Genomic DNA, 23,566 nt, shown 5'->3' with positions numbered 1-23,566 from the left:
AATTTTCCTGATGTTTCAAGATGTATAGAGTTCTTGCCAACGCCGGTCCTCACGGAATATCCGGTCTTGAATATCGAGAGAAACTCATGAAAACATCCATTTACGCGGTACTGCTGAGCGGCTCGCTACTGGTAGTGGCAGGATGCGATCAGATAGAGTCGTCTACCAAGCGGGCGCTTGATAGCGCCGCAGAGGCTGCAAAACAGACAATTGAAGAAACACATCAGGCGGCCAACAACGCGCTGGATGAGGCCAGACAGGAACTTTCCATTCTTGAAGCGCCACCAAACAAGGCTGAAACCGAAAGCAAGTCCCACAAAGAAATCTAACGCATAACTATTGGCTCAGGCGGGGCAGTGATCTATGGAATACCTTTTGGAACTCGCGACAAGTCCGGCAGCCTGGATTGCCTTGGCGACATTGGTGGTGATGGAAATAGTGTTGGGTATCGATAACCTGATCTTCATCTCGATCATTACCAACAAACTCCCGGAAAATCAGCGGGAAAAAGCCCGCAAACTGGGTATTGGCATGGCGCTGGTCATGCGCCTGGGCCTGCTCAGCACCGTAGCTTATATCGTGCAACTGACTGAGCCTGTGTTCGAGGTGTTTGGTCAGGCGTTCTCATGGAAAGACATGATTCTGATCGCCGGTGGTCTGTTCCTGGTCTGGAAAGCGACCACGGAAATCCACCACAGCATGGACGTCAAGACTGACGAAGAGAAAGCCCTGGGTTCGGTAGTGGCGTTGAGCATGGGTGCGGCAATCGTGCAGATCCTGATGCTGGACCTGGTGTTCTCCATCGACAGTATCATCACCGCCGTGGGCATGACCGAGCACTTGCCGATCATGATCATCGCTGTAGTGAGTGCTGTGGTGGTGATGCTGGTCGCTGCCAACCCGCTGGCGAAGTTCATCAACGACAACCCTACAGTGGTCATGCTGGCACTGGGTTTCCTGATCATGATCGGTATGACGCTGATCGCCGAAGGCTTTGGCGCCCATGTTCCTAAAGGCTACATCTATGCGGCCATGACGTTCTCGGCTGCCATTGAAGGTCTGAACATGCTGGTACGCAGAGCACGACGCAGGAAGGCCGCTGCCGCGAAGTTGTCAGCGAACTGATAAGAAACAGATGGAAAAAACGGTCGACCCAGGCAACTGGGTCGACCGTTTTGCATTCAGGGCATTGTTTGAATAACTGTGTTTCTCGGAAGCCTGCCAGCAGCGCTCAGCTGGCTGCCGCAGGTTGACCTTTGACATGCTCTGTGAGGTCCGGCTTTTGCAGCGCAATGGGTTTGATACTGCGCGGAGGGTGGCGACGTGAAACGCGCATGACTCCCCAGAGCATGGCGCTCGATACGGCAAGCCACGAAGCAATCAACATTACGATTGTCAGTCCCAGGCTCATAAATGCCTCCACATCCTGCTTTTTTCACGGTCTGAATAATTGACAGTCTAGTACGGGGCATGTTTCGGTTTGAGTGACAAACGGCGTCTCGCTACGACCGATTTGCTCTAATGCATTGAACAGACTACCGCGCGGCGCTATACCGGCAACCCTGACCGCTCTATGATCAGAGCCCGGATCGGGTCGCGGGTTGCCCCATATCAGTTGAAGTGAGTGAACATGCTGTCTGTGTCTATTTTTTCCAGTTCCACTGCATTCAAACGTTACTGGCTTGCCTGTACGCTTGTTCTTGGCCTGGCCGGGTGCAGCTCGATGGTCACGCCCGAGATGAAACGCCTCCCGGACCGGGTTGAACTGACGTCTGTACCGTTCTTCCGGGGCAACGCCTATCAGAGCGGCCCGATGGTACTGGCGAGCATGCTGGCCAATCAGCAGGTGCAGACCACGCCTGGCTTGCTCGACAAGCCGCTGCAATTGCCAGGTGCCGAAGATCGCCTTGAGCAGAACCTGCAAAAGGTCGCGCGCGAATACGGCTTCATGGTTTATCCGCTTGACGGCGAACTGCAGGACTTGCTGGCTCAGGTCTCCGCGGGGTACCCGGTGATGCTGCGGGTGGCCCAGGGTTCTGCGTTCTGGAAAGGTCCGCGTTATGCCGTTCTGATCGGTTACAACCGGGTCAAGGAGACGGTATTGCTCAATGTCGGTATGGATCGTCGCCATTCGATGAGCTTCAGCAGCTTCACGTCCGCCTGGAAAGACGCGGGCAGTTGGGCAGTGCTGGTTCAGTCGCCTCGTCAGCTACCAGCCCATGTCGATCAGCAGCGCTGGGTACAGGCGGCCGATGCGCTGGCGAAGGCCGGTCAGGAACAGGCAGCAGGCGAAGCGAAGAAAACACTTGCACGCGGCGTTAAATGAAATCAACGCGGCAGTGACAAAAACGGCACCCATGAGGTGCCGTTTTTTGTGCTTTTCAGAAACCCAGTTTATCTCGCAGACTGTAGTACCAGGCACCCAGCGCGGTAAGTGGGGTGCGCAGCATCTGGCCGCCGGGAAATGGATAGTGGGGCAGGTCGGCGAACGCATCGAACCGCTCGGCCTGGCCACGCAATGCTTCGGCCAGCACCTTGCCAGCCAGGTGCGTGTAGGTCACACCATGGCCACTGCAGCCCTGCGAATAATAGATATTTTCGCCCAGCCTTCCCACTTGTGGCAGGCGAGACAGGGTCAGCAGGAAATTGCCGGTCCAGGCGTAGTCGATCTTCACGTTCTTGAGCTGCGGGAACGCCTTGATCATCTTCGGTCGGATAATCGCCTCAATGTTGGCCGGATCGCGCGCGCCATACACCACACCGCCACCAAAGATCAGGCGCTTGTCAGCGCTGAGGCGGTAGTAATCAAGCAGGTAATTGCAGTCTTCGACGCAATAGTCCTGAGGCAAAAGCGTTTTGGCCAGCTCATCGCTCAACGGCTCGGTGGTAATCACCTGAGTGCCGCAAGGCATCGATTTAGCTGCCAGCTCCGGCACCAGATTGCCCAGATAGGCGTTGCCCGCCACGATAATGAACTTCGCCCGGACCTTGCCCTGCGCGGTATGCACCACCGGGTTGGCACCGCGCTCGATACGAATCGCCGCCGACTGCTCGTAAATCGTGCCACCCAGGGTCTCGACGGCAGCCGCTTCGCCTAGCGCCAGATTGAGCGGGTGAATATGGCCGCCGGTCATGTCCAGCAAGCCGCCTATGTATTGATCACAGGCAACGACTTCATTGATGCGACGCTTGTCCATCAATTCCAGCTTGCTGTGGCCATAACGCTCCCAGAGACGTTGCTGCGCTTCCAGATGCGCCAGTTGCTTGCCGGTCAGGGCTGCAAACACGCCGCCGTCCTTCAGGTCGCACTGGATGCCATAGCGTGAAACCCGATCACGGATAATGGAGGCGCCTTCGAAGGCCATCTGCCCCAGCAATTGCGACTGGCGCGGGCCGACAGTGCGCTCGATCACGTCGATATCACGGCTGTAGCTGTTGACGATCTGCCCGCCGTTGCGACCCGATGCACCAAACCCGACCTTGGCCGCTTCCAGCACGGTCACCCGAAATCCGTTTTCCAGCAGGAACAGGGCACTGGACAAGCCTGTATAGCCAGCGCCAATCACGCAGACATCAGTCTCGACCTCACCTTGCAACGCGGGGCGTTCCGGTGCGGGATTGGCGGAAGCAGCGTAGTAGGACTGCGGATAGGGCGTGTTCGCCATCCTGAGACTCCGTTTAATATTCTTGACGATGCTGCCGATCCTACCCGAGATGGCCAGGCACTGCCAGCTTGAGGCGAAAAAAGCGGTCATCAACCAATCTACAAAAACCGCTTTAATTCATAGGGTTAGCACAAGAAACAGATTGACAGGCATTTCCATATCCGTAAAATGCCGACCCACAGCAGGCACGTAGCTCAGTTGGTTAGAGCACCACCTTGACATGGTGGGGGTCGTTGGTTCGAGTCCAATCGCGCCTACCAGACAAAATCCGCTCTGCTGGGCGGTGAGAAAAGGGCGACCCGGAAGGGTCGCCCTTTTTTATTGTTTTTGGCGAAAGCCAGGAATAAAATTTTTGGCTATTCATAGAGTTACTGCGAAAAAGCATTTGACAGGTATTCGAATATCCGTAAAATGCCGACCCACAGCAGGCACGTAGCTCAGTTGGTTAGAGCACCACCTTGACATGGTGGGGGTCGTTGGTTCGAGTCCAATCGCGCCTACCAAACAAATCCGCTCTGCTGGGCGGTAAAAAAAGGGTCAACCGAAAGGTTGACCCTTTTTTGTTGAAGATTTTCGTGCCAATAGCCGTCGCGGCACGATGTCATGCTGTGCCCGTTATCACTGCACATGGATAAAAGCGCTTTCGCGAAGGTACCCGGCAAAGTCGAAGAACCGATATGTGACGCGGAGCGTCACGAACTGCATGCCGACGCAGAGCGTCGGCACGATGGTCAGGGGCATGACCTTGGTTCAACTGACAACGCAAAGCCGCTGTACGACGCGGAGCGTTACGCCCCTCAAGGAATCAGCCGATCACGACGCAGCTGTTCAAACACCTTGATAAACGCGTCATCACTCGCCTCGAATGCCGTAAAGCCCAGTTTGCGACTTTTCGACATGTCCGTGACCACTTCAATCGGGCGGCCAAGGTCAGCATCGGTGTGCCACGGCGAAATCAGTCTGTTGATATCTGCTTCCTTGAGCTGATGCTCACGGACGATATCAGTCCACGCGGCCTGGTCATTGGCCATCTGGGTTTCCAGCAAGGCTGGCTGGTCCGGGAAGGCCGCCGGCTCCACGCCGAAGTACTCGGCGATCTGGCCCCACATCCAGCTCCAGCGAAACACATCACCGTTAGTGATGTTGAACGCCTGATTGGCGGCAGCAGGAGTCGTGGCAGCCCATAACTGTTGTTTCGCCAGCTGACGCGCGTCGGTCATGTCCGTCAGGCTGTCCCACTGCACGCGCGAGCCGGGGAACACAAAAGGACGGCCGGTGGCTTTGCAGATCGAGGCGTAGACGGCGAGGGTGGTCGCCATATTCATCGCATTACCGACTGCAACACCTGTCACGGTATGCGGGCGATGCACGCTCCAGGTAAAACCATCCTGTTCCGCAGCGGCGAAGACTTCATCTTCCTGCGCGTAGTAAAAGTTTTCGATGTCGAGGCGTGGCTGGCTTTCGCGAAATGGCGTCTGTGGCAGCGTGCCCTTGCCATAAGCCTCGAAGGGGCCAAGGTAATGCTTGAGGCCGGTGACCAGTGCCACATGCTGCACGCTTCCCGCCGCGCGCAGGGCGTCCAGTACGTTACGCACCATCGCCGAATTGACGCGAATATTCTCTGCTTCGGTAGCCTGACGCGACCAGGTAGTGATGAATACGTGGGTGGGTTTCAGATCAGCCAGGGCCGCGTTCACAGACGCCGGGTTCTGAAGGTCCGCAGCCACCGGAGTCACGCCGGGCACAGTGGACGGGTTACGGGAGAGGGCGGCGACCTGCCAATTGTTTTCAAGCAACAACTGTGTGATCGCGCTGCCGACAATGCCACTTGCGCCAACAACCAGGGCGGTTTGAGTCATGGAGTTCTCCTGAGACGGGGTGAATGTGATGAACCGTCGTGCTGTCTAGGAACAGCTTGAGGCCATACCGTTCAATCCAATCGTCCTGATACTCCCTTGAGTAAGCGCTTTCCTGGAAAGGTCTCAGCCCTGTCGAGCGTGTGATTTGACGATGGTTTTAGTCGCCTTGCTGGCCTTCAGGTCGCCGAGATTCTTCGGCGCCAGCCACTTGCAGGCGGAAATTTCGTTCTGCGGTGACGCTTCGATAGAGCTGGGCACCTGCGTCATGAAGACGTAGTGGGTAACCTGGTCTTTCTCGTATACGGCGAGGTAGGACAGGTCGAGGTTTTCCAGGCCTGTTTCTTCACACAACTCGCGCATGGCCGCCTGAGCTGGTGTTTCCCCGGATTCGATTTTGCCGCCAGGCAACGCCCATCTGGATTTCGGTTTGCGCACGTAGAGGATCTGACCATCGCGTTCGCAGATAACTGTCGCTCGTTGTTTCATATTCCGTTCGCCCGTTAAACGTCCATTGCAATCAATATCTGCAGAGACTTTGTGAACTTGAGACCCAAGGGCAGTCAACAGTAGTCACTAAACTGTAATAAAAAGTTCATTTAAATAGGCGTTAAGTCTGATGCCTGACCTTCAGTACAAAACTGGCGGTTTGTGAACGCTTTCTTCGGATTGCACAATAAGCTGCAAGTATGGCGTGTCAGTGGGTAAACGCAGGGCTTCAGTTCCCACGTTGCGACGTACGGAAGGATTTTTGCGAATTGCCGTCCATGGCAACAGAACTCCATGACGCCTTAGTCAGGATCAGGCCGCTGAAGCTTCTTTCTTCAGGCTCGCCATGTCGATAACGAAGCGATATTTGACATCGCCTTTCAACATGCGCTCGTAGGCTTCGTTGATGTCCTGCATGGCAATCTCTTCAATATCGGAGACGATGCCGTGTTCGGCACAGAAATCGAGCATTTCCTGGGTTTCCTGAATGCCGCCGATCAGCGAGCCGGCCAGGCTGCGACGCTTGAAAATCAGGTTGAAGACTGCCGGAGACGGGTGTGGCTCGGCTGGAGCACCGACCAGGGTCATGGTGCCGTCGCGCTTGAGCAGTGCCAGAAACGCATCAAGGTCATGGGGCGCTGCGACGGTGTTGAGGATAAAGTCCAGGCTGTTGGCCTGAGTCGCCATTTGCTCTGGATCCTTCGATACCACCACTTCGTCTGCGCCCAGACGCAGACCGTCTGCGCGTTTGTCCGGCGAGGTAGTGAACAACACCACATGAGCACCCATGGCGTGGGCAATCTTGACGCCCATATGACCCAGACCGCCCAGCCCGACGATGCCGACTTTCTTGCCGGGGCCGACTTTCCAGTGGCGCAGCGGCGAGTAGGTGGTAATGCCTGCGCACAGCAAAGGCGCTACTGCGGCCAGATTGGCATCGTGAGAGATGCGCAGCACGAACTTCTCTTTGACCACGATCTTGTCGGAGTAACCACCGTAGGTATTTTCGCCGCCGAATACCGGGCCATTGTAAGTGCCGGTAAAGCCGCTCTCGCAGTACTGTTCTTCACCCTCGGCGCAGGATGCGCATTGCTGGCAACTGTCGACCATGCAGCCGACACCCGCCAGGTCGCCCACCTTGAATGTCTTTACGTTGGCACCGACGGCCGTGATACGACCAACTATTTCGTGGCCCGGGACGGACGGATAAAGTGTGTTGTGCCATTCGTTGCGCGCGGTGTGAAGGTCGGAGTGGCACACACCGCAATAAAGAATATCGATCTGCACATCGTCGGCACCCGGGGCGCGCCGTTCGAACTGATAAGGCCTGAGTACGTCTTTGGCGGACTGCGCTGCGTAACTGTAAGTCTTGACCATTGGTGTCTCCTTTTCAGTAGTGGATAGTGCACGTCAGCATAGTAGAGCCGGGCATTTTCGTTTCGAGCCCTGTGAAACCGTGAAATCTGACCGGCGGCCCCTTGAATGAGTGCTTTGCCAGGTGCCCTGCGTCACACGCTTGAGTTGCAGCACTCACACTGCGCTGCCAAAAAACATTGAACTTTGTAACAATGTCACGACCCGCTTGTAACTTTTGGTCATGACTGTTGTATATGACCCTCGTCGGACCACTTACATGGTGTTTTCATGACAGTCAATCATCTGGCCACGGCCACGGTTCCGCGCTCGGTGAGCGACGCATCCGATTTTCGCGTCACGACGGTCGACAGTCATGTCAGGTTTTCCGATCAGGTTGGCATCGAGGCGCTGCTGAATGCGACGCGTATGCTCATCCCCGGCATTGCCTGGGCCGCGTACTCTGCCGGTGACCAGAAATGCCTGCTGGGGCACGGCGACGAGCAGGCGGACTGGCCCGCCCATATCCCGTTCGAAAACTTTGACCCGTTTTGTGCGGAAAGGCAGTTGCATTGCCGCGTTGCTGGAAAGGGCGAGAGCGTGTTGGGGTGGGTCCTGGCGCCAGTTTCCGAAGGTGAGAATCTGCTATTGAATGACCTGGCTGTCCAGTTGGGTTCATTGCTACAGACGGCCGCGCTGGTCCGGTCTCAGCACACTCAACGTGTGCTCTACGAGATCAGCCTGCTGGCCAGTTCCACGCTGGATCGCGGCGCTTTTCTGCAAGGGATTCACGAGCAACTGGCTACGTTGATTGACGCCGAGAATTTTTATGTCGCGCTCTATGATCGACAAAGCGGGAGGATCACCTACCCCTGTTACATCGACCGTTTCGATGGCGAGGCGCTGGCACCGGAGGCATACGAGTTTCTCGACGTCAATCGGGTATCGCTCACCGGCCATGTCCTGATCACTGGAGAACCTTTGCTTCTCGGGGCTTCCTGTATTGAACTGGCGCAGAGCCAAGGGCGTTTTTTCTGCGTTGGCCGTCGTCCCGAGTTCTGGATGGGCGCGCCGCTGAAAAACGCTTCGGATGAAGTCTTCGGTATGGTTGCAATGCAGGTTTATGACGTGTCCCGGGTCTACAGCTCGCCCGACCGCGCTTTGTTTTCTGTGGTTTCGCGACACATGGCGATGGCACTGGACAGGCTGTTACGCCGTACCGACTTGGAGCAGACCGTCATGCTGCGCACCCAGCAGCTGTCGGCCGTCAATGACGCACTCAGGCAGGAAGTGCAGGATCGGGAGCGCGCCGAGCATTTGCAGCGCGCGCTGTTTCGCATCGCCGAGCTTTCCAGCCAGCCCGGGGACATGAACGAGCTGTTTCGCAGCCTGCACATGATCGTCGGCGAGCTGTTGGTTGCACTCAACTTCTACATTGCGCTTTACGACAGCTCGACGGGCGAAGTCACGTTCCCGTACTACATCGACGAGTACCAGCTCACGCCTCCACGTTCGCGGCGCGGGCAGCGGGGGTTTACCGAGTACGTGATCGGTCAGCGGCGGCCGTGCCTGATCGATTACGAGAATGCCCGCAAGCTGGAGCGCCAGGGCGAAATAGAAGTGCAGAGAAAGTCCGGCCGCTCGTCTTCCTGGCTCGGTATCCCGTTGTTCGACGGCGACGATGTGCGGGGCGTGCTGGTGGTGCAGAGCTATTCCAAGTCGGTCAGCTATACGCTGCGCGATCAGGAACTGCTGACGTTCGTTTCCCGCCACATCGATACCGCGCTCTCCCGGCGCAGCGCCGCCCAGGCAATCCACACGGTCAATCTGCAGCTCGAAGCAAGAGTACGCGACCGCACCCGCGAACTGGATCAGGCCAATGCCAGGCTCCAGTACGAGAACTCCCATGATTCATTGACCGGACTACCGAACCGCAGCCAGCTGCAGCAGCGCCTGAAGCAGGGGTGGCAAGACTTTTGCGATCATGACCGGCAACTGATTGTCATGTTCATCGATCTGGACCGCTTCAAGATGATCAACGACAGCCTCGGGCATCACTGTGGCGATATCCTGCTGATTCAAGCCGCCGAGCGATTGCGCAGCTGCATGCGCGAAGGCGATATTCTGGCCAGGCTGGGCGGTGACGAGTTTGCCGTGCTGGGTATCAATGCCGCGCTGCAGGTGGGCATGGATATCGCCCAGCGGATACTGACCGCCTTTGAACAGCCGTTTGTGATTGATGAACACACAGTGTTTTCTTCGTGCAGCATCGGTGTGGTGGGCGCTGACAGCCAGTTTCATCAGGAGCCCGCCGATCTGTTGCGTGATGCGGATACCGCCATGTACCGGGTCAAGAATGGCGGTCGCGACAGCTTCGCGGTGTTCAATCAGGCGTTGCGTCGTGAAGTGCTGGATCAAGTCGAACAAGAGGGTGCGTTGCGCACGGCGTTGACGTGCACGGATCAGTTGATCCCGTATTTTCAACCGGTGGTCTGCACCACTACCGGTGAGCTGCGCGCGCTGGAAGCGCTGATCCGCTGGCGGCAGCCGGATGGACGAATCATTGCGCCGGAAAGTTTCCTGCCTGCGCTTGAGGGGCTGCGCCTGATTGGTCGCCTTGACCTGTACATGCTCAAGCGGGTCATCACCATCCTCGCCCAGCCCGAGAACAGCGACTGGCCACCCGTGCATGTGAACTGCTCCAGCTACAGCATTACCCGGCCGGCCTTCGCTGCCGAGGTATTGGCCATGCTTGCCGAGCACGATGTTGTGCCCGCAAGGCTGTGTCTGGAGCTGACCGAAGGTGCGCTGGTCGCCGATCCCGATCAGGCACGTCTGTCCATGAAGCAGTTGGCGGATAAGGGCATGTCGGTCATTCTGGATGACTTCGGCGCCGGTTTTTCATCCCTCAGCTATGTGCACCAGTACCATTTCAGCGGCTTGAAAATCGACAAATCGTTCATCCTTGGCCTGGTCTCCAGCGTGCGCAGCCGTGCCATCGTCCGCGCCATTGTGCGCATGGCCGAATCGCTGGATCTGACGGTGGTTGCCGAGGGCGTCGAGGACGTGGAAACGCTTGAGCTGTTACGCGAGATCGGCGCGGCGCAGGCCCAGGGTTACTACTTTTCGGCTCCCGTGCCGATGGAGCAGTTGGGCTTAAAGCTACACGTCGCAAGCGGCAAGTCAGAGGCCAGTTCCTGAGGAGCTTGCCGCTGCCACAGAGGCAAACCACCGCCGCAGACGGCAATGACTCGCTGTTTTGTTGACGGTGCATAGTCGGGGCGCTTTAGGCGGTTCTATAAAAATCAACAGCTTGGAACGCTAATGCGTACTTGGCACCGGACTTGCTTTTGAACCTGCGCAGCATGTTCATCAGGAGGTGAAAGATGATTATTGGCACAAATGCGCTTGAGCAGTTGGTCTCCCGAGCGGTCGTCGGGCGCAAGACTGTTAACGAGGTGTCTCAGGACGCTTTCAGCGCAGTCGCCGCCGCTGGCCTGACCTCAGGTACGGCACCGGTTACTCAGCAAATCAGCGATTCGACGTCGCAAGACAGCAAGCAGGACAACAGCGGTTACAACGAATCTTTCGCCCGCATGATGATCAACCTCAAATCTGCCGGTGATACCTCACTGTCGGAGAAGACGGGTGATCGTGACAACGGTTTCATTGGTTCTGTGGCTAACGCTGCCAGCACCACTGATACAGGGTCGACGGATTCGGTAGAACAAAAATTCATGGACTCTCTGAAGCAGACTGCCGAAGAGAAAGTGCGCGAGAAACTGACCGGCATCAGCCGGAAAGACTACGACGCCATGGCGCCTCAGGACCAACTGGCGATTGACCAGAAAGTCCAGGACGCACTCAAGGACAAGCAGAACGATGTGGCGGATGATATCAACACGCGCATCAGAGGCATCAAGGCCGGGATGGTGGCTTGACCGAGGCAGTTTGCTCGGTTGTCTGTCTGGCGCCCGTCACGACCCCTTGGTGAGCAACGCGTATCGCCGCCTTGTCACTTCCATACAGGTAAGTACTCAAACTGTGTGGCAGTGAGCCTGCTCACGAAGGCTATGGACCATACACCGCAGCTGATGCGGATGTATGGCCCTGGCCCCTGCAACACTTCACCCCAACTGATGCCGATAGGGCAGGTCCGGGCCTACCTTGGTGCAGGTCAGCGCCGCCGCAGCGACGGCAAAATTCAGCATCTCATCCAGCAGCTCCCTTGACAGCGTGACCAGACCTTCTGGCGTGTCCAGTTGGCGTTCACTCAAAAAGGTCAGCAGCGCGGCCTGAAATGTATCGCCTGCGCCCACGGTATCTGCAGTTACCACGGTTTTCGCCGGCACCGACCAAGTGCCGTGCTGGCGGGTGAACACGCTGGCACCCTGCGTGCCTCGGGTAACGATCACCAGTTGTGTCCGTTTGCCCAGCCAGCCTTCTGCCAGTTGCTGAGGATCACTGTCCGGATACAGCAGGTGCAGGTCTTCGTCGCTGACCTTGATCAGGTGAGCGTGTTCGGCAAACGCTGCAACCTGCGTACGCCAGCGCTGAATGTCCGGCGCCGGGTTGAGGCGCACGTTGGGGTCGAGCGAGATCAGTCGCGTTGCGCTTTCCCGAGCGACCAGTGCCAGCAGCGTGTCGGCAATCGGCTGCACCACCAGCGAGAACGAACCCACGTGAATCCCGCGCACATGCTCGTCAAGTGCAGGCAGGTGCTCAAGGCGCAATTGTCGGTCGGCGCAACCGTCGCCACGAAAGCTGTAGGTCGGCGAGCCATCGTTGCCCACCGCAACCATGGCCAGCGTGGTCGGCGCGTCAAAATCGATCAGGTGATCGGGCGCGACCGTTTCCTGCTCCAGCACCGCACGCAGGCGACGGCCCAGGTAGTCGGTGGACAGACCGGCAAATAGACCTGTCTCCACGCCCAGGCGACGCAGGCCGATGGCGACGTTGAACGGTGAACCACCGGCAATCGCGTCGAATCCCAGCCTGTTGAGGGAGCCGCCGTTGTCAGGACGGGTGAAAATATCGAACAGTGCTTCGCCGCAAACCAGAAACATAAGTGCTCCATGAAAAAACAGGGTTCAAACTTCGCGTGGCTGTACCGGGTGTAGCTGCGCCAGGTAACGCTGATAGACCTGCTGGTAGGCCGTCACATGCTGCGCAATCGGCTGGGTTTCGCTGCTTTGATCAAGGCTGACGCAACGTTCGCACAGCTGTTGCAGGCTTTGCGTGTCGCCAGTGGCCTTCGCTACGCACCACGCCGCCTGGATCGCTGCGCCCAGCGCCGCTGCTTCTGAATGATCGGTACAGATCACCGGCGTGTCCATGATATCGGCAACGATCTGCCGCCACACCGCACTTTTGGAGCCGCCGCCGATGAGCCGGATTTTTTCGCTTCTGATACCGCTGTTACGCAACAGGTCCAGCCCGTAACGCAGACCGAACGTCGTGCCCTCGACCACCGCGCGGCTCAGATTGGCCTGAGTCAGGTTGGTGCTGTCCAGCCCGACGATGCTACCAGTGGCGTCGGGTAGGGCAGGGACGCGTTCACCGTTGAGGAACGGCAGCATCAGCACGCCTTCGGCGCCGATTGGAGACTGGGCGACCGCCTGATTGAAGCCCTTGATATCCATCGCGAACAGCTCGCGAATGGCCGTGGTCGCGTTGGTCAGGTTCATGGTGCAGATCAGCGGCAGCCAGCCGCCTGATGATGAACAGAATGTGGCCACTGACTCGTGTTCGCTGACCCGCGCCTCGTCGGCGTAGGCGTACACCGTGCCGGACGAGCCGAGGCTCATGGTGATCAGCCCAGGCTGGATATTGCCGGTGCCGATTGCGCCCATCATGTTGTCGCCACCACCGCTGGACACCAGAGCCTCAGGGTTCAAGCCCAGGAGTTCGGCGATCTCGGGAAGCAGCGTGCCAACCGGTTCGTCGGCCTGAAGCAAGTGAGGCAGTGCCTTGCCCAGTCGCCCGCTCGGGTCGATGTGCGCCAACAGTGGCAGGTCCCATTCGCGGGTACGGACGTTGAAATAGCCGGTGCCGGATGCGTCGCCGTATTCAGTGCAGGCGCGCCCGGTAAGCCAGTAATTGAGGTAGTCGTGCGGCAGCAGAACCTTGTCGATGCTTTCGAACACCTGAGGATGCTGTTCCTTGGTCCATAACAGCTTGGACACGGTGTAGCCCGGCGCAATAACCAGGCCGAGGCGTTGCAGCGAGCCCTGCGCGCCGCCCAGGTAATCCAGCAAACGCTGGTTTTCCGGTGCAGACTCGGTGTCGCACCACAGTTTGGCCGGGCGCAGCACCAGCCCGTGATCGTCGAGCAGCACCAGCCCGTGCTGCTGGCCGGATACGCCGATGCCTTGAATCTGTTGCCCGGAAACGTCGGCCAGCGTCAACGCCTCGCGCACCGCCTGCTGTAGCGCACCCAGCCATTGCTGCACGTCTTGTTCGCGGCGGCCGTTAGCTTCACTGATCAGGCTGTGCGGCGCCGAGCCTTCACCCAGCACCTTGCCGTTTTCGGCGTCCAGTACCAGCGCTTTGGTGCCCTGGGTCCCGCAATCGATTCCAAGAAACATGGCGAGTCCCTCAGAGGCTGTGGGCCAGAAGTTTTTCCAGAGTACCGCTCACACCCAGTTCGCGCAGGTCATGGAGATTCTGCTCGAACGCTGCCACAAACTCGGCAGATTGAGGAATGGCCAGGCCGAATATTTCTTCGACCTGTAACAGGCGCTGGGTAATCAACGCATCATCGGCCACCAGGGCCTGGCAGAACTCGGCACGCGGGTCGGGAATCTTGTAGACCGCGCCGTTTTCGTCGACGCCCTTCAGATACAGCGCCCAGGCAGCCACAACCAACGAAGCGCGCTCGACATTGCCCTGATCGACGATCAGCCGGTTGATGGTCGGAATGGTGAATTTGGGAAATTTCGACGAGCCGTCCGAACAGACCCGCTCCAACTGGTCGGCAATCGCCTGATTGGAAAAACGCTCGATCAGCGTGTCCTTGTAGCCTTCCAGATCAATGCCAGGCACCGAGGCCAGTTGCGGGGTGACATCCAGGTCCATGTAGGCGCGGATGTAACGCACGAACAACGGATCGTTCATGGTCTCGTGCACGAAACGATAGCCCTTCAGAAAACCCAGGTAGGTCAGGGCCAGGTGGCTGCCATTGAGCAGTTTGATCTTCATGTCTTCGTAGGGCGTCACGTCGTCGGTGAACTGCACACCGACTTTCTCCCAGGCAGGTCGGCCGCTGACGAACTTGTCTTCCAGCACCCATTGCACGAACGGCTCGCAGACCACCGGCCAGGCATCGTCGATGTGCTTGTCATTGGCCAGTTGCTGGCGATGGGCAGCACTGGTCATCGGGGTGATGCGGTCGACCATGGCGTTGGGGAATTTGACGTTGGCAGCGATCCAGTCGTGCAGCCCGGCATCGCGCAAGGCCGCGAAGGTTAGCAACGCCTTGCGCGCCACCGCGCCATTGTGCGGCAGGTTATCGCAGGACATCACGGTAAAGGCTGGCGTACCTTCGGCGCGGCGACGCGCCAGTGCTGCGCAGAGGAAACCGAATACGGTCTTCGGCTGCTCCGGGTGGGTCAGGTCATGCTGGATTTGCGGCAGATGGGCCATGAACTGGCCGTTGCTGTCGTCAATGCAATAACCGCCTTCGGTGATGGTCAGCGAAACAATGCGGATTTCCGCACTGGCCAGCTTGTCGATCAGCGCCTGCGGGCTGTCTTCGGCCAGCAGCATGCCGCTGATCGAGGCAATGATGCGGGTTTCGGTGTCTGGTGTGTCGCCCAGCTCGTAGAGCGTGTACAGGTAGTCCTGTTCTGCCAGCGCATCGCGCACGGCACGGTCTTCAGGTCGCAGGCCGACCCCGCAGATGCTCCAGTCCAGACCTTCGCCACTGTTCATTAGCGCATCGGTGTAAAACGCCTGGTGCGCGCGGTGGAAACCGCCGACACCAATATGGGCAATGCCCTGGCGAGTGTCTTCGACGGCGTAGGTGGGCAGGGCAATATCAGCGTCCAGCTGTGACAGATTGTTTTTGTTCAGCTTGATGTGTTGAGCGGACATGACGAGGTTCTCCGGAACTCAGGCGGCAACAGTCTGCAAGGCTTTGGCGATCACCAGGCCTTGGGCGTCGAACAGGTGGCATTGGGCGCTATCCAGATGCAGATTCAGCGTCTCGCCGTACTGGCTGGCCAGATCGCCACGGATGCGCAGGGTCAGCGGCTCGCCGGAGCGGGTGCGTACGTGGCAGTACGTGTCACTGCCAAGGCGTTCGCTGACATCAGCGATGACCTGCAACTGGCAATCGCCGTCCTGCGCCAGGTTCAGGTGTTCCGGACGAATGCCCAGCGTGACGGCATCGCCGAGACTTCGGCCTGCACCATTGACCGGCAGGCTGATGCGCGTGCCTGCATCCAGCTCGACTTCGCAGTCGTCGCTGCCGACCCGGCTGATCATGCCCTTGAGGAAGCCCATCTTCGGCGTGCCGAGGAAGCCGGCCACGAACAGGTTGGCCGGATGGTGATACAGCTCCAGCGGCGAGCCGACCTGTTCGACCTTGCCACCATTGAGTACCACCACCTTGTCGGCCAGCGTCATGGCTTCGACCTGATCGTGGGTGACGTAGATCATGGTCGCCTGCAACTCCTTGTGCAGCCGTGACAGCTCCAGACGGGTCTGCACGCGCAGCGCGGCGTCAAGGTTGGACAGCGGTTCGTCGAACAGGAAAATCTTCGGGTTGCGCACAATCGCCCGCCCGATGGCCACGCGCTGCCGCTGGCCGCCGGACAATTGTTTGGGCTTGCGCTCCAGCAACGGGCCGAGTTCCAGAATGCGTGCGGCTTCGTCGACTTTTTTCTTGATCTCGGCCTTGTCACCGCCGGCCAGGTCCAGCGCGAACGATAGGTTCTTGCCGACCGTCATGTGCGGATACAGCGCGTAGGTCTGAAACACCATCGCCAGATCGCGTTTGGCCGGGGTTACCTGAGTAATGTCGCGGCCATCGAGTTCGATGGTGCCGGAGGTCACTTCTTCAAGCCCGGCGATCAGCCGCAGCAGGGTGGATTTGCCACAACCCGACGGGCCGACAAAGACCACGAATTCCCGGTCTTTCACATCCAGATCGATGCCCTTGATGATCTGATGACCATCAAAGCCTTTTTGCAGGTTTCTGATGCTGAGGTTAGCCATGGTGGACTCCTTTTTATTCTTTGGGCCGGGGCTATTTGACAGCGCCGAACGACAGGCCACGAACCAGTTGTTTCTGACTGATCCAGCCGAAAATCAGGATGGGTGCGCACGCCAGGGTCGATACCGCTGAGAGCTTGGCCCAGAACAACCCTTCAGGGCTGGAGTAGGAAGCGATCAGTGCGGTCAGCGGCGCAGCAGCGGACGAGGTAAGGTTCAGTGACCAGAACGCCTCGTTCCAGCACAGGATCAGCGACAGCAGTGCCGTGGAGGCCAGGCCACCCTTGCAGATTGGCATCAGCACACGAAAGATTTCCTGGCGGGTGCTGGCCCCGTCCAGCCGCGAGGCTTCGAGGATTTCGCCGGGAATGTCCTTGAAGTAGGTGTAAATCATCCAGACGACAATCGGCAGGTTGATCAGCGTATAGATGATGATCAACGCCAGCCTTGAATCCAGCAGGCCAAAGGTCTTGGCCAGCAGGTAGATCGGCATCAGCACGCCCACCGGCGGCAGCATCTTGGTCGAGAGCATCCACAACAGAGTGCGCTTGGTGCGTTTGGTCTCGAAGAACGCCATGGAATAGGCGGCAGGAATGGCGATCAACATGGCCAAAACGGTAGCGCTGAAGGAAATCAGCACTGAGTTCCAGGCAAAGTGAAAGTAATCGCTGCGCTCCTGAATGTGCAGGTAGTTCTCCAGCGTCGGCGTGAAGAACAGTTGCGGCGGTGTGGCAAACGCGTCGATCTCGGTCTTGAAGCTGGTCAGCACCATCCAGAAGATCGGGAAGAACACCAGCGCAGCGATCACCCAGGACAGGGTCCCGAGCAGCAGGCTTTGCACGCGGCGTGATTGCTTGAGGGTCATCATGGCAAGGTCCTCATGACTTGTCGGTGAGGTTTTTGCCGATCATCCGGATCAGGATGATCGCCGCGATGTTGGCAATGACGACGGCGATAAGCCCGCCCGCCGAGGCCATGCCGACGTCGAACTGCAGCAGTGCCTGGATGTAGATCAGGTACGCCAGGTTGGTCGAGGCAAAACCCGGCCCGCCATTGGTGGTGGTAAAGATCTCCGCGAACACCGAGAGCAGGAAGATCGTCTCGATCATCACCACTACCGCGATAGGGCGGGCCAGGTGCGGCAGGGTCAGGTGCCAGAAGATCGCGATCGGACCGGCACCGTCGAGGCGCGCCGCTTCTTTCTGTTCCTGATCCAGCGACTGCATGGCGGTCATCAGGATCAGGATGGCGAACGGCAGCCACTGCCAGGACACAATAATAATGATCGACAGCATCGGATAATGCGCGAACCAGTCAATCGGTTCGGCGCCGAAGAACTTCCACACCGCCGCCAGCACGCCGGAGACCGGATGAAAGATCAGGTTTTTCCAGATCAGCGCGCTGACCGTCGGCATGATGAAGAACGGCGAGATCAGCAGTACGCGAACGATGCCGCGACCAAAAAACTCGCTGGCTTCCAGCAGCGCCGAAATCAGCACACCGAGGATCACGCTGATCGCCAGTACGCTACCGACCAGCAGCAAGGTATTACCGGCACCGGGCAAAAAGCCGCTGTCAGTGACGAAATACTGAAAGTTCTCCAGCCCGACAAACTCGTTTTCGCCGGGGGACAGCAGGTTGTAACGGATCAGCGAGAAATAGATGGTCATGCCCAGTGGCACGATCATCCAGATCAGCAGCAGTGCGACGGAGGGGCTGACCAAAAACCAGCCTGGTTTGAACCGATGATGTTTGAGCGGGGGCTGATCGCCGGACAGGTCCGTGCGTTCAGGAGTGGCTGAGGTAGTCATGGGGAGCTCCGAACCGGATTGCACCAAAGGTGTTGCGCAGATGAGCGACAGGACGCAAGCCGCAGCCTGCGCCCTGATTCAGGGCGTTTACTTCTTCGGGTAACCCGCCCGTTTCATATCCCGCTCGGTGGCGGTCTGCGCATTTGCCAAGGATTTTTCAACAGTGGACTGGCCGATCAGTGCGGCAGAGAACTGCTGGCCGACACTGGTGCCGATGGCCTGGAACTCAGGGATGGTGACCAGTTGAATACCGACATAAGGCACTGGCTTGAGCGTTGGCGACTTGGGATCAGCCTTCTTCAACGACTCCAGCGTGATGTTGGCGAACGGTGCGGCTTTCTTGTACTCATCGGTGTAGGTCGAAGCGCGAGTGCCTGGCGGTACGTTGGACACGCCGTCGGTGTCGGCTACCAGTTTGGCGTACTCTTTCGAGGTGGCCCACTGAGTGAATTCGGCAGCATCTTTCGCATTTTTGGCGCTGGTCGGGATCGCCAGCGACCATGAATACAGCCACGATGAGCCCTTGTCGGTCACTTCGTGCGGGGCGTAGGTGAAGCCTACGCTGTCAGCCACCTTGCTTTGCTTCTTGTCGGTGACAAACGAGCCGGCGACGCTGGCGTCTACCCAGATCGCACACTTGCCGCTGTTGAACAGCGCGAGGTTTTCGTTGAAACCGTTGCTGGAGGCGCCCGGCGGGCCGGACTGCTTCAGGGTATCGACGTAATAGGTCAGTGCGTTCTTCCATTCCGGCTGATCGAACTGCGGCTTCCACTGCTCATCGAACCAGCGTCCGCCATAAGCGTTGGCCAGTGTGGTGATCAGCGCCATGTTCTCGCCCCAGCCCGCTTTGCCACGCAGGCAGAGGCCGTACTGTTCCTTGGACTTATCGGTCAGTTTGCCCGCATATTCGGCTATCTGCGTCCACGTCGGGCGTTCCGGCATGGTCAGGCCGGCTGCTTTGAAAAGGTCGGTGCGGTAATAGGTGATCGATGCTTCGGCGTAAAACGGCAGGGCGAACAGTTTGCCGTCCACCGACAGGCCGTCACGCACCGACGGGAAGACGTCGTCCAGCTCATAACTGGCTGGCAAGTCCTTCATTTCCTGCAACCAGCCTTTCTGGCCCCAGAGTGAGGCTTCGTACATGCCGATGGTCAGTACGTCGAACTGGCCGCCCTTGGTGGCAATGTCGGTGGTCAGGCGTTGGCGCAGGACGTTCTCTTCCAGCACCACCCAGTTGAGCTTGATGTCGGGGTGCTTTTCTTCAAAGGTCTTGGAGAGGCGCTGCATGCGAATCATGTCGCTGTTGTTGACCGTGGCAATGGTCACGGTCCCCGCAGTGGCGCTGCCACTGAACACGAAGCAAGTGCTGAGGACGGAACTGGCGAGCAGAAGTTTTGCTGAGGTTTTCATTGATCACTCCTCTTCCACGCCCAGTGAGCAGTAGAAGGATGGTTATTGTTTTTTTCTCTTCCGGAGGTGAGGAAGATGTGGACTGATTACAACGGCGTTCAGCCTGAAAGACAAATCCTGCACCGCACTCTGGCTGATACTTTTTTGCACAAGGCTGTTCAGAGGCGATGCAGCGCAATCGCCCTTGGGCAAGCTTTGAGGCAATTGCAGCGTAGACGAAGATTGCGCGGCGGGGGGCAAATCAGTACAGGTTTTGCTCGGTCAGGCGTTGTACGGCGAGGCGCCGATAGTGCGAAGGCGTCATGCCCTTGAGCTGCTGAAAGCGCCGGTTGAAGTTGGAAATGTTGTTGAAACCCGATTCGAAGCACACGTCCGTCACCGGCTTGTCGCCATCTGCCAGCAGCTCGCAGGACTTGCTGATGCGTAACCGGTTGACGAACTCCACGAAGCAGCGCCCGGTGGCCTGCTTGAACACTCTGGAAAAGTAGGTGGGTTTCATGCCCAGATAGTCAGCCACTTCCTCAAGCGGCAGTTCCCGGCTGTAATGGGCGAAAATATAGTCCACGGCGCGGTTGGTGCGGTCGACACTGTGTTCGTCTGCGGTGTGCGAGACGGCCGTGCCCGACAGCAACTGGTAGTCGTCGCTGGCTGCCAGCAGCTCAAGCAGAATGAAAAAGTGCCCAAGGCGCGTGACGCCGCTTGAGTCGGCAATTTTCTGCATCTGCTTCATCGCCTGACGAATCGTGCGCTTGCAGCGGAATTCGATCCCATAGCGGGCGCGCTCCAGCAATGGGGTGAGGGTTCTGAGTTCGGCAAACACCTGATTGCCGCTTTCCAGCAATTCATCGGTAAAGTTGACCAGCATGTCGCGCTTGGGCACCACTTGGCCCTCGTCGACCTGACTGATCCAGTTGTGCGGCAGGTTGGGACCGGTCAGAAACAGGCTGGCGGGATTGAAGTTACCGATGTAATCGCCGACGAACACCTTGCCAGAGCTGGCAACAATCAGGTGCAGTTCGTATTCCTTGTGGAAATGCCAGCGCACCAGCGGGCAGGGGAAACCATGCTCGCGATAGATGATCGACAGGCCGTTGTGGTCGTCCATCAGCTCGTAGGAGGGGTCGGCGATTCTTGTTGTTTTATTCATGGCGTCGTCGTTTTCAGCAATTGCCAGAGCGGTAATGTGCCTGATTTTTTGCTTCAGTGCGTCATCGCCAGCGAAAAATCGCCTACGATCAGGCGCTCGACCTGACTGGCCACACGGGAATTTTTCGCTCGATGAAACAGATCCTTCTGATTGGCATGGGCGCCGGTGATCCCGAGCAGATTACCGTGCAGGCGATCAACGCCCTGAATCGCGCCGAGGTGATCTTCGTGCTCGACAAGGGCTATGTCGACGACGAGCTCTTGCAGCTGCGCAAGGCGGTCTGTGAGCGATATATCACTCATCAGCGCTACCGGATCGTCCAGGTTCAGGACCCCAGGCGCGAAAACGATCCGGATGTCTATGAGCGGGGCATCGAGCACTGGCATGAGCAGCGCGCCGCGTTATTCGAACGGCTTATCGGTGATGAGCTGAAGGCGCAGCAGGTCGGCGCATTTCTGGTGTGGGGCGATCCGTCGTTGTACGACAGCACGCTGCGTATCCTTGATCGGGTACTGGCGCGCGGCAACGAGGCATTCGATTATCAGGTGATTCCCGGCATCACCAGCGTCCAGGCCCTGGTGGCCAGGCATCGTGTACCGCTCAACCGGATTGGTGAGTCGATCCTCATTACCACCGGCCGACGCCTGGCGAGCATGCCTGATGACGCGCCAGGAAATGTAGTGGTGATGCTCGACGCACAGTGCAGTTTCGAGCGTCATGTCGGGCAGGGGCTGGACATTTACTGGGGCGCCTATCTGGGCACGCCGGATGAAATACTGGTTGCCGGCAGGCTCGATGACGTCTGTGAACAGATCAAGCGACTGCGCGCCGAGGCCCGCAGTCGCAAGGGTTGGATCATGGATACGTATTTGCTACGCAAACCTGTCTAGATACCTTCATCCTTGTGGCGATTCTTGGCTTCAATCCATTGCGCCATGTATTTGGTGCTTTTATGGTGGTGATGCCGAAGCATCGCGCCAGTGAAGTTGGCCAGTCGATGGGCGGGCAAATTACTGCGCAGGATCTCTATGCGCTCCATAAGGCTGGCGCTGTGCTGCTGTTGCCTATAGCGCGCTTGCAACAGCACCCAACCCGCACGCTGCGCCTCCAGCCACAGCGTGCGGTTGCGATAGAGCTGAACTGCCGCAGCGGCGATCTGCGCCGGATCGCTGGCGATTGCACCGGGCCACGGCAGGCCGCCGCTCATGGCTTCCGAACCGATGGGTGTGGTCACTGACGGTGTGCCGCAGAGCATGGCGTCCATGAATTTGCCTTTGATCCCGGCACCAAAGCGCAAAGGGGCCAGACAGACGCGTGCCTGCGACATGACCTGCAGCGCATCTTCAGCCCACTGCATGATGTGGAAGCCCTGTGCCGCATTGTGCAGTGCGGTCGCTTTTGGCGGCGTATAGGCACCATAGATATGCAATTGAGCGTCGGGAAGTTGTTTTCTGATCAGCGGCCAGATAGCTGTTTTCATCCACAGCACCGCGTCCCAGTTAGGCGCGTGGCGAAAATTGCCGATGCTCAGGAAGTGCGCACGCTCATCGAACGGCCTGGCGTGGTCAGGCACAGCATTGATCATCAGCGGGCACCAGTGCAGCAGCGAGGCCGCAAGCCCGAACTGACCGGTCAGCAGCTCGATTTCCACGTCCGACGTCATCAGGTTGAGGTCGCAGCGATACAGCGAGGCGACCTCGCGCTGTGCCAGGTCGCTGGCGGCAATCTGCGCAAACAGGTCGCTTGCTGATGCTGCAAAAAGGCCCGGAAGATCGTCGGGCCGGTCTTTGAGCATCTGATGCCTTGCGTGACGCAGGCTCTGAAAATCCGAAGTTTCCAGAATGCGCAGGGCATCCGGGCACTGCTGTTCGACGCGCCAGCCAAACTGCTCCTCGATCATGAACTGATCGAACAGCACGACGTGTGGCTGCAACCCGGCCACAAACGTGTCAAAAGTGCTGCAGTTAAGGGCTATCCGCACCTCGCTAATGCCGAGGCTGACCAGGTCGGCGCGGTGCTCGCCTTCTGTGGCAGGGCTGGCGAAGGTGATTTGCCAGTCATGTTCGAGAAAGCACTGGATCAGCTGCATCATGTGCCCGCTGGCCGCCGACGAGCGCGGCTCGGGCCAGACATAGCCGATAATCAGCAGCCGGTTTTTTGTGTCTTCGCGGGAGAGGGCAGGCGCAGCGTCGAGACTAGACAAGAATGCTTTTTACCTTGTCGCGCAACTGGTCGATAGAGAACGGCTTGCCGATAGAGTGCATGCCGGGTGGAACGTCGATGTTTTCGGAGTAGCCGCTGGCGAACAGTACAGGCAGCTCCGGGCGCAGCTCGATGACTTTTTTAGCCAGCACCGTGCCCTTCATGTCAGGCAACCCCTGGTCGGTCATCAGCAGATCGATGCGATTGCCGGGATCTGTCACCAACTCCAGCGCAGAGGTCGCGTCTTCGGCCTCAAGCACGGTGTACTCCAGCTCTTCGAGCACGTCGACAATCAGCATGCGCACAATGGCGTCGTCTTCGACCACAAGAATGGTGCTCGCAGCGTCCGGCATGGTTAACTCCTTAAAGCCTTGAATGGGGTTGTCACGCAAACAGCGCTGAATGCCATGCATCCTG

Annotated in this window: 22 protein-coding genes and 2 tRNA genes; 8 read left to right on the top strand and 16 right to left on the bottom strand. The window is 58.2% G+C overall.

All coding sequences use genetic code 11. The features are described from left to right. Nucleotides 1-86: 86 nt before the first annotated feature. On the top strand, nt 87-329 hold the full coding sequence (locus N018_RS14835) for a hypothetical protein (RefSeq protein WP_024644492.1): 243 nt from the start codon (nt 87-89) through the stop codon (nt 327-329). A gap of 34 nt (nt 330-363) precedes the next feature. Further along, the gene (locus N018_RS14830) at nt 364-1,125 is read left to right on the top strand and encodes a TerC family protein (RefSeq protein WP_025390089.1); all 762 of its coding nucleotides are present in this window, start codon (nt 364-366) and stop codon (nt 1,123-1,125) included. Between the two features lie 106 nt (nt 1,126-1,231). Here N018_RS14830 and N018_RS28135 read toward each other — a convergent pair whose 3' ends face one another. After that, entirely contained in the window at nt 1,232-1,411 is a 180-nt protein-coding gene (locus tag N018_RS28135) for a hypothetical protein (protein WP_024643921.1), read from the bottom strand. 219 nt (nt 1,412-1,630) lie between these two features. Between N018_RS28135 and N018_RS14820 the strand changes: the two genes are divergently transcribed. Then, nucleotides 1,631-2,326 carry a peptidase C39 family protein gene (locus tag N018_RS14820; RefSeq protein ID WP_025390088.1) on the top strand — a complete coding sequence of 232 codons (696 nt, stop codon included), beginning with the start codon at nt 1,631-1,633 and terminating at the stop codon, nt 2,324-2,326. A gap of 55 nt (nt 2,327-2,381) precedes the next feature. On the opposite strand, the gene N018_RS14815 is transcribed toward N018_RS14820, so the two are convergent. Then, nucleotides 2,382-3,665, bottom strand: a complete 1,284-nt coding sequence (locus N018_RS14815) for an NAD(P)/FAD-dependent oxidoreductase (RefSeq protein ID WP_025390087.1) — start codon at nt 3,663-3,665, stop codon at nt 2,382-2,384. Nucleotides 3,666-3,848: 183 nt separating this feature from the next. Between N018_RS14815 and N018_RS14810 the strand changes: the two genes are divergently transcribed. Next, nucleotides 3,849-3,925 (top strand) — tRNA-Val (locus tag N018_RS14810). A gap of 166 nt (nt 3,926-4,091) precedes the next feature. Then, a tRNA-Val gene (locus tag N018_RS14805) sits at nt 4,092-4,168 on the top strand. Nucleotides 4,169-4,283: 115 nt separating this feature from the next. Here N018_RS14805 and N018_RS28300 read toward each other — a convergent pair. The 4 genes from N018_RS28300 to N018_RS14790 form a co-directional block, all read right to left on the bottom strand. Next, entirely contained in the window at nt 4,284-4,406 is a 123-nt protein-coding gene (locus tag N018_RS28300) for a hypothetical protein (RefSeq protein WP_267872183.1), read from the bottom strand. 56 nt (nt 4,407-4,462) lie between these two features. After that, nucleotides 4,463-5,524: an SDR family oxidoreductase gene (locus N018_RS14800; protein ID WP_025390086.1), complete on the bottom strand. Its 1,062-nt coding sequence runs from the start codon at nt 5,522-5,524 to the stop codon at nt 4,463-4,465. Between the two features lie 123 nt (nt 5,525-5,647). After that, nucleotides 5,648-6,010: an NUDIX hydrolase gene (locus tag N018_RS14795; RefSeq protein WP_025390085.1), complete on the bottom strand. Its 363-nt coding sequence runs from the start codon at nt 6,008-6,010 to the stop codon at nt 5,648-5,650. Nucleotides 6,011-6,322: 312 nt separating this feature from the next. Beyond that, entirely contained in the window at nt 6,323-7,387 is a 1,065-nt protein-coding gene (locus tag N018_RS14790) for an NAD(P)-dependent alcohol dehydrogenase (RefSeq protein ID WP_025390084.1), read from the bottom strand. A gap of 267 nt (nt 7,388-7,654) precedes the next feature. Here N018_RS14790 and N018_RS14785 point away from each other — a divergent pair, with 267 nt between their 5' ends. Both N018_RS14785 and N018_RS14780 read left to right on the top strand, forming a co-directional pair. Then, on the top strand, nt 7,655-10,564 hold the full coding sequence (locus N018_RS14785) for an EAL domain-containing protein (RefSeq protein ID WP_025390083.1): 2,910 nt from the start codon (nt 7,655-7,657) through the stop codon (nt 10,562-10,564). A gap of 185 nt (nt 10,565-10,749) precedes the next feature. Next, the gene (locus N018_RS14780) at nt 10,750-11,304 is read left to right on the top strand and encodes a hypothetical protein (RefSeq protein WP_025390082.1); all 555 of its coding nucleotides are present in this window, start codon (nt 10,750-10,752) and stop codon (nt 11,302-11,304) included. Between the two features lie 186 nt (nt 11,305-11,490). On the opposite strand, the gene N018_RS14775 is transcribed toward N018_RS14780, so the two are convergent. The 8 genes from N018_RS14775 to N018_RS14740 all read right to left on the bottom strand — a co-directional run bounded on the left by N018_RS14775 (nt 11,491) and on the right by N018_RS14740 (nt 20,947). After that, entirely contained in the window at nt 11,491-12,429 is a 939-nt protein-coding gene (locus N018_RS14775; RefSeq protein WP_025390081.1) for a carbohydrate kinase family protein, read from the bottom strand. 24 nt (nt 12,430-12,453) lie between these two features. Continuing rightward, entirely contained in the window at nt 12,454-13,950 is a 1,497-nt protein-coding gene (gene xylB, locus N018_RS14770) for a xylulokinase (protein WP_025390080.1), read from the bottom strand. A 10-nt stretch (nt 13,951-13,960) separates the two neighbouring features. Further along, nucleotides 13,961-15,442 (bottom strand): mannitol dehydrogenase family protein, encoded by a 1,482-nt coding sequence (locus tag N018_RS14765; RefSeq protein WP_024646924.1) that lies wholly within the window; start codon nt 15,440-15,442, stop codon nt 13,961-13,963. Between the two features lie 33 nt (nt 15,443-15,475). Continuing rightward, nucleotides 15,476-16,582, bottom strand: a complete 1,107-nt coding sequence (locus tag N018_RS14760) for an ABC transporter ATP-binding protein (protein ID WP_024646925.1) — start codon at nt 16,580-16,582, stop codon at nt 15,476-15,478. Between the two features lie 31 nt (nt 16,583-16,613). Continuing rightward, the gene (locus N018_RS14755) at nt 16,614-17,447 is read right to left on the bottom strand and encodes a carbohydrate ABC transporter permease (protein WP_024646926.1); all 834 of its coding nucleotides are present in this window, start codon (nt 17,445-17,447) and stop codon (nt 16,614-16,616) included. A 10-nt stretch (nt 17,448-17,457) separates the two neighbouring features. Next, nucleotides 17,458-18,390, bottom strand: a complete 933-nt coding sequence (locus N018_RS14750) for a carbohydrate ABC transporter permease (RefSeq protein ID WP_024646927.1) — start codon at nt 18,388-18,390, stop codon at nt 17,458-17,460. 87 nt (nt 18,391-18,477) lie between these two features. Then, complete coding sequence (locus tag N018_RS14745; RefSeq protein WP_024646928.1) at nt 18,478-19,800, bottom strand: ABC transporter substrate-binding protein; 1,323 nt, start codon at nt 19,798-19,800, stop codon at nt 18,478-18,480. 241 nt (nt 19,801-20,041) lie between these two features. After that, complete coding sequence (locus tag N018_RS14740) at nt 20,042-20,947, bottom strand: AraC family transcriptional regulator (protein ID WP_024646929.1); 906 nt, start codon at nt 20,945-20,947, stop codon at nt 20,042-20,044. Nucleotides 20,948-21,078: 131 nt separating this feature from the next. Here N018_RS14740 and cobF point away from each other — a divergent pair, with 131 nt between their 5' ends. After that, nucleotides 21,079-21,837 (top strand): precorrin-6A synthase (deacetylating), encoded by a 759-nt coding sequence (cobF, locus tag N018_RS14735; RefSeq protein WP_025390079.1) that lies wholly within the window; start codon nt 21,079-21,081, stop codon nt 21,835-21,837. Here cobF and N018_RS14730 read toward each other — a convergent pair. Together N018_RS14730 and N018_RS14725 are read right to left on the bottom strand one after the other, a co-directional pair. After that, nucleotides 21,834-23,150, bottom strand: coding sequence for a glycosyltransferase (locus N018_RS14730; RefSeq protein ID WP_025390078.1), 1,317 nt, complete (start codon nt 23,148-23,150; stop codon nt 21,834-21,836). The two genes, cobF and N018_RS14730, sit on opposite strands and share 4 nt — an antisense overlap. Continuing rightward, nucleotides 23,143-23,502, bottom strand: coding sequence for a response regulator (locus N018_RS14725; RefSeq protein WP_024646932.1), 360 nt, complete (start codon nt 23,500-23,502; stop codon nt 23,143-23,145). The genes N018_RS14730 and N018_RS14725 overlap by 8 nt, the downstream gene beginning before the upstream one ends. Nucleotides 23,503-23,566: the final 64 nt, after the last annotated feature.

The organism is Pseudomonas syringae CC1557, assembly GCF_000452705.1.
Lineage (GTDB): Bacteria > Pseudomonadota > Gammaproteobacteria > Pseudomonadales > Pseudomonadaceae > Aquipseudomonas > Aquipseudomonas syringae_F.
Note: the sequence above shows the minus strand (reverse complement) of the source record. Positions and strands in the feature narration are given on the sequence as shown.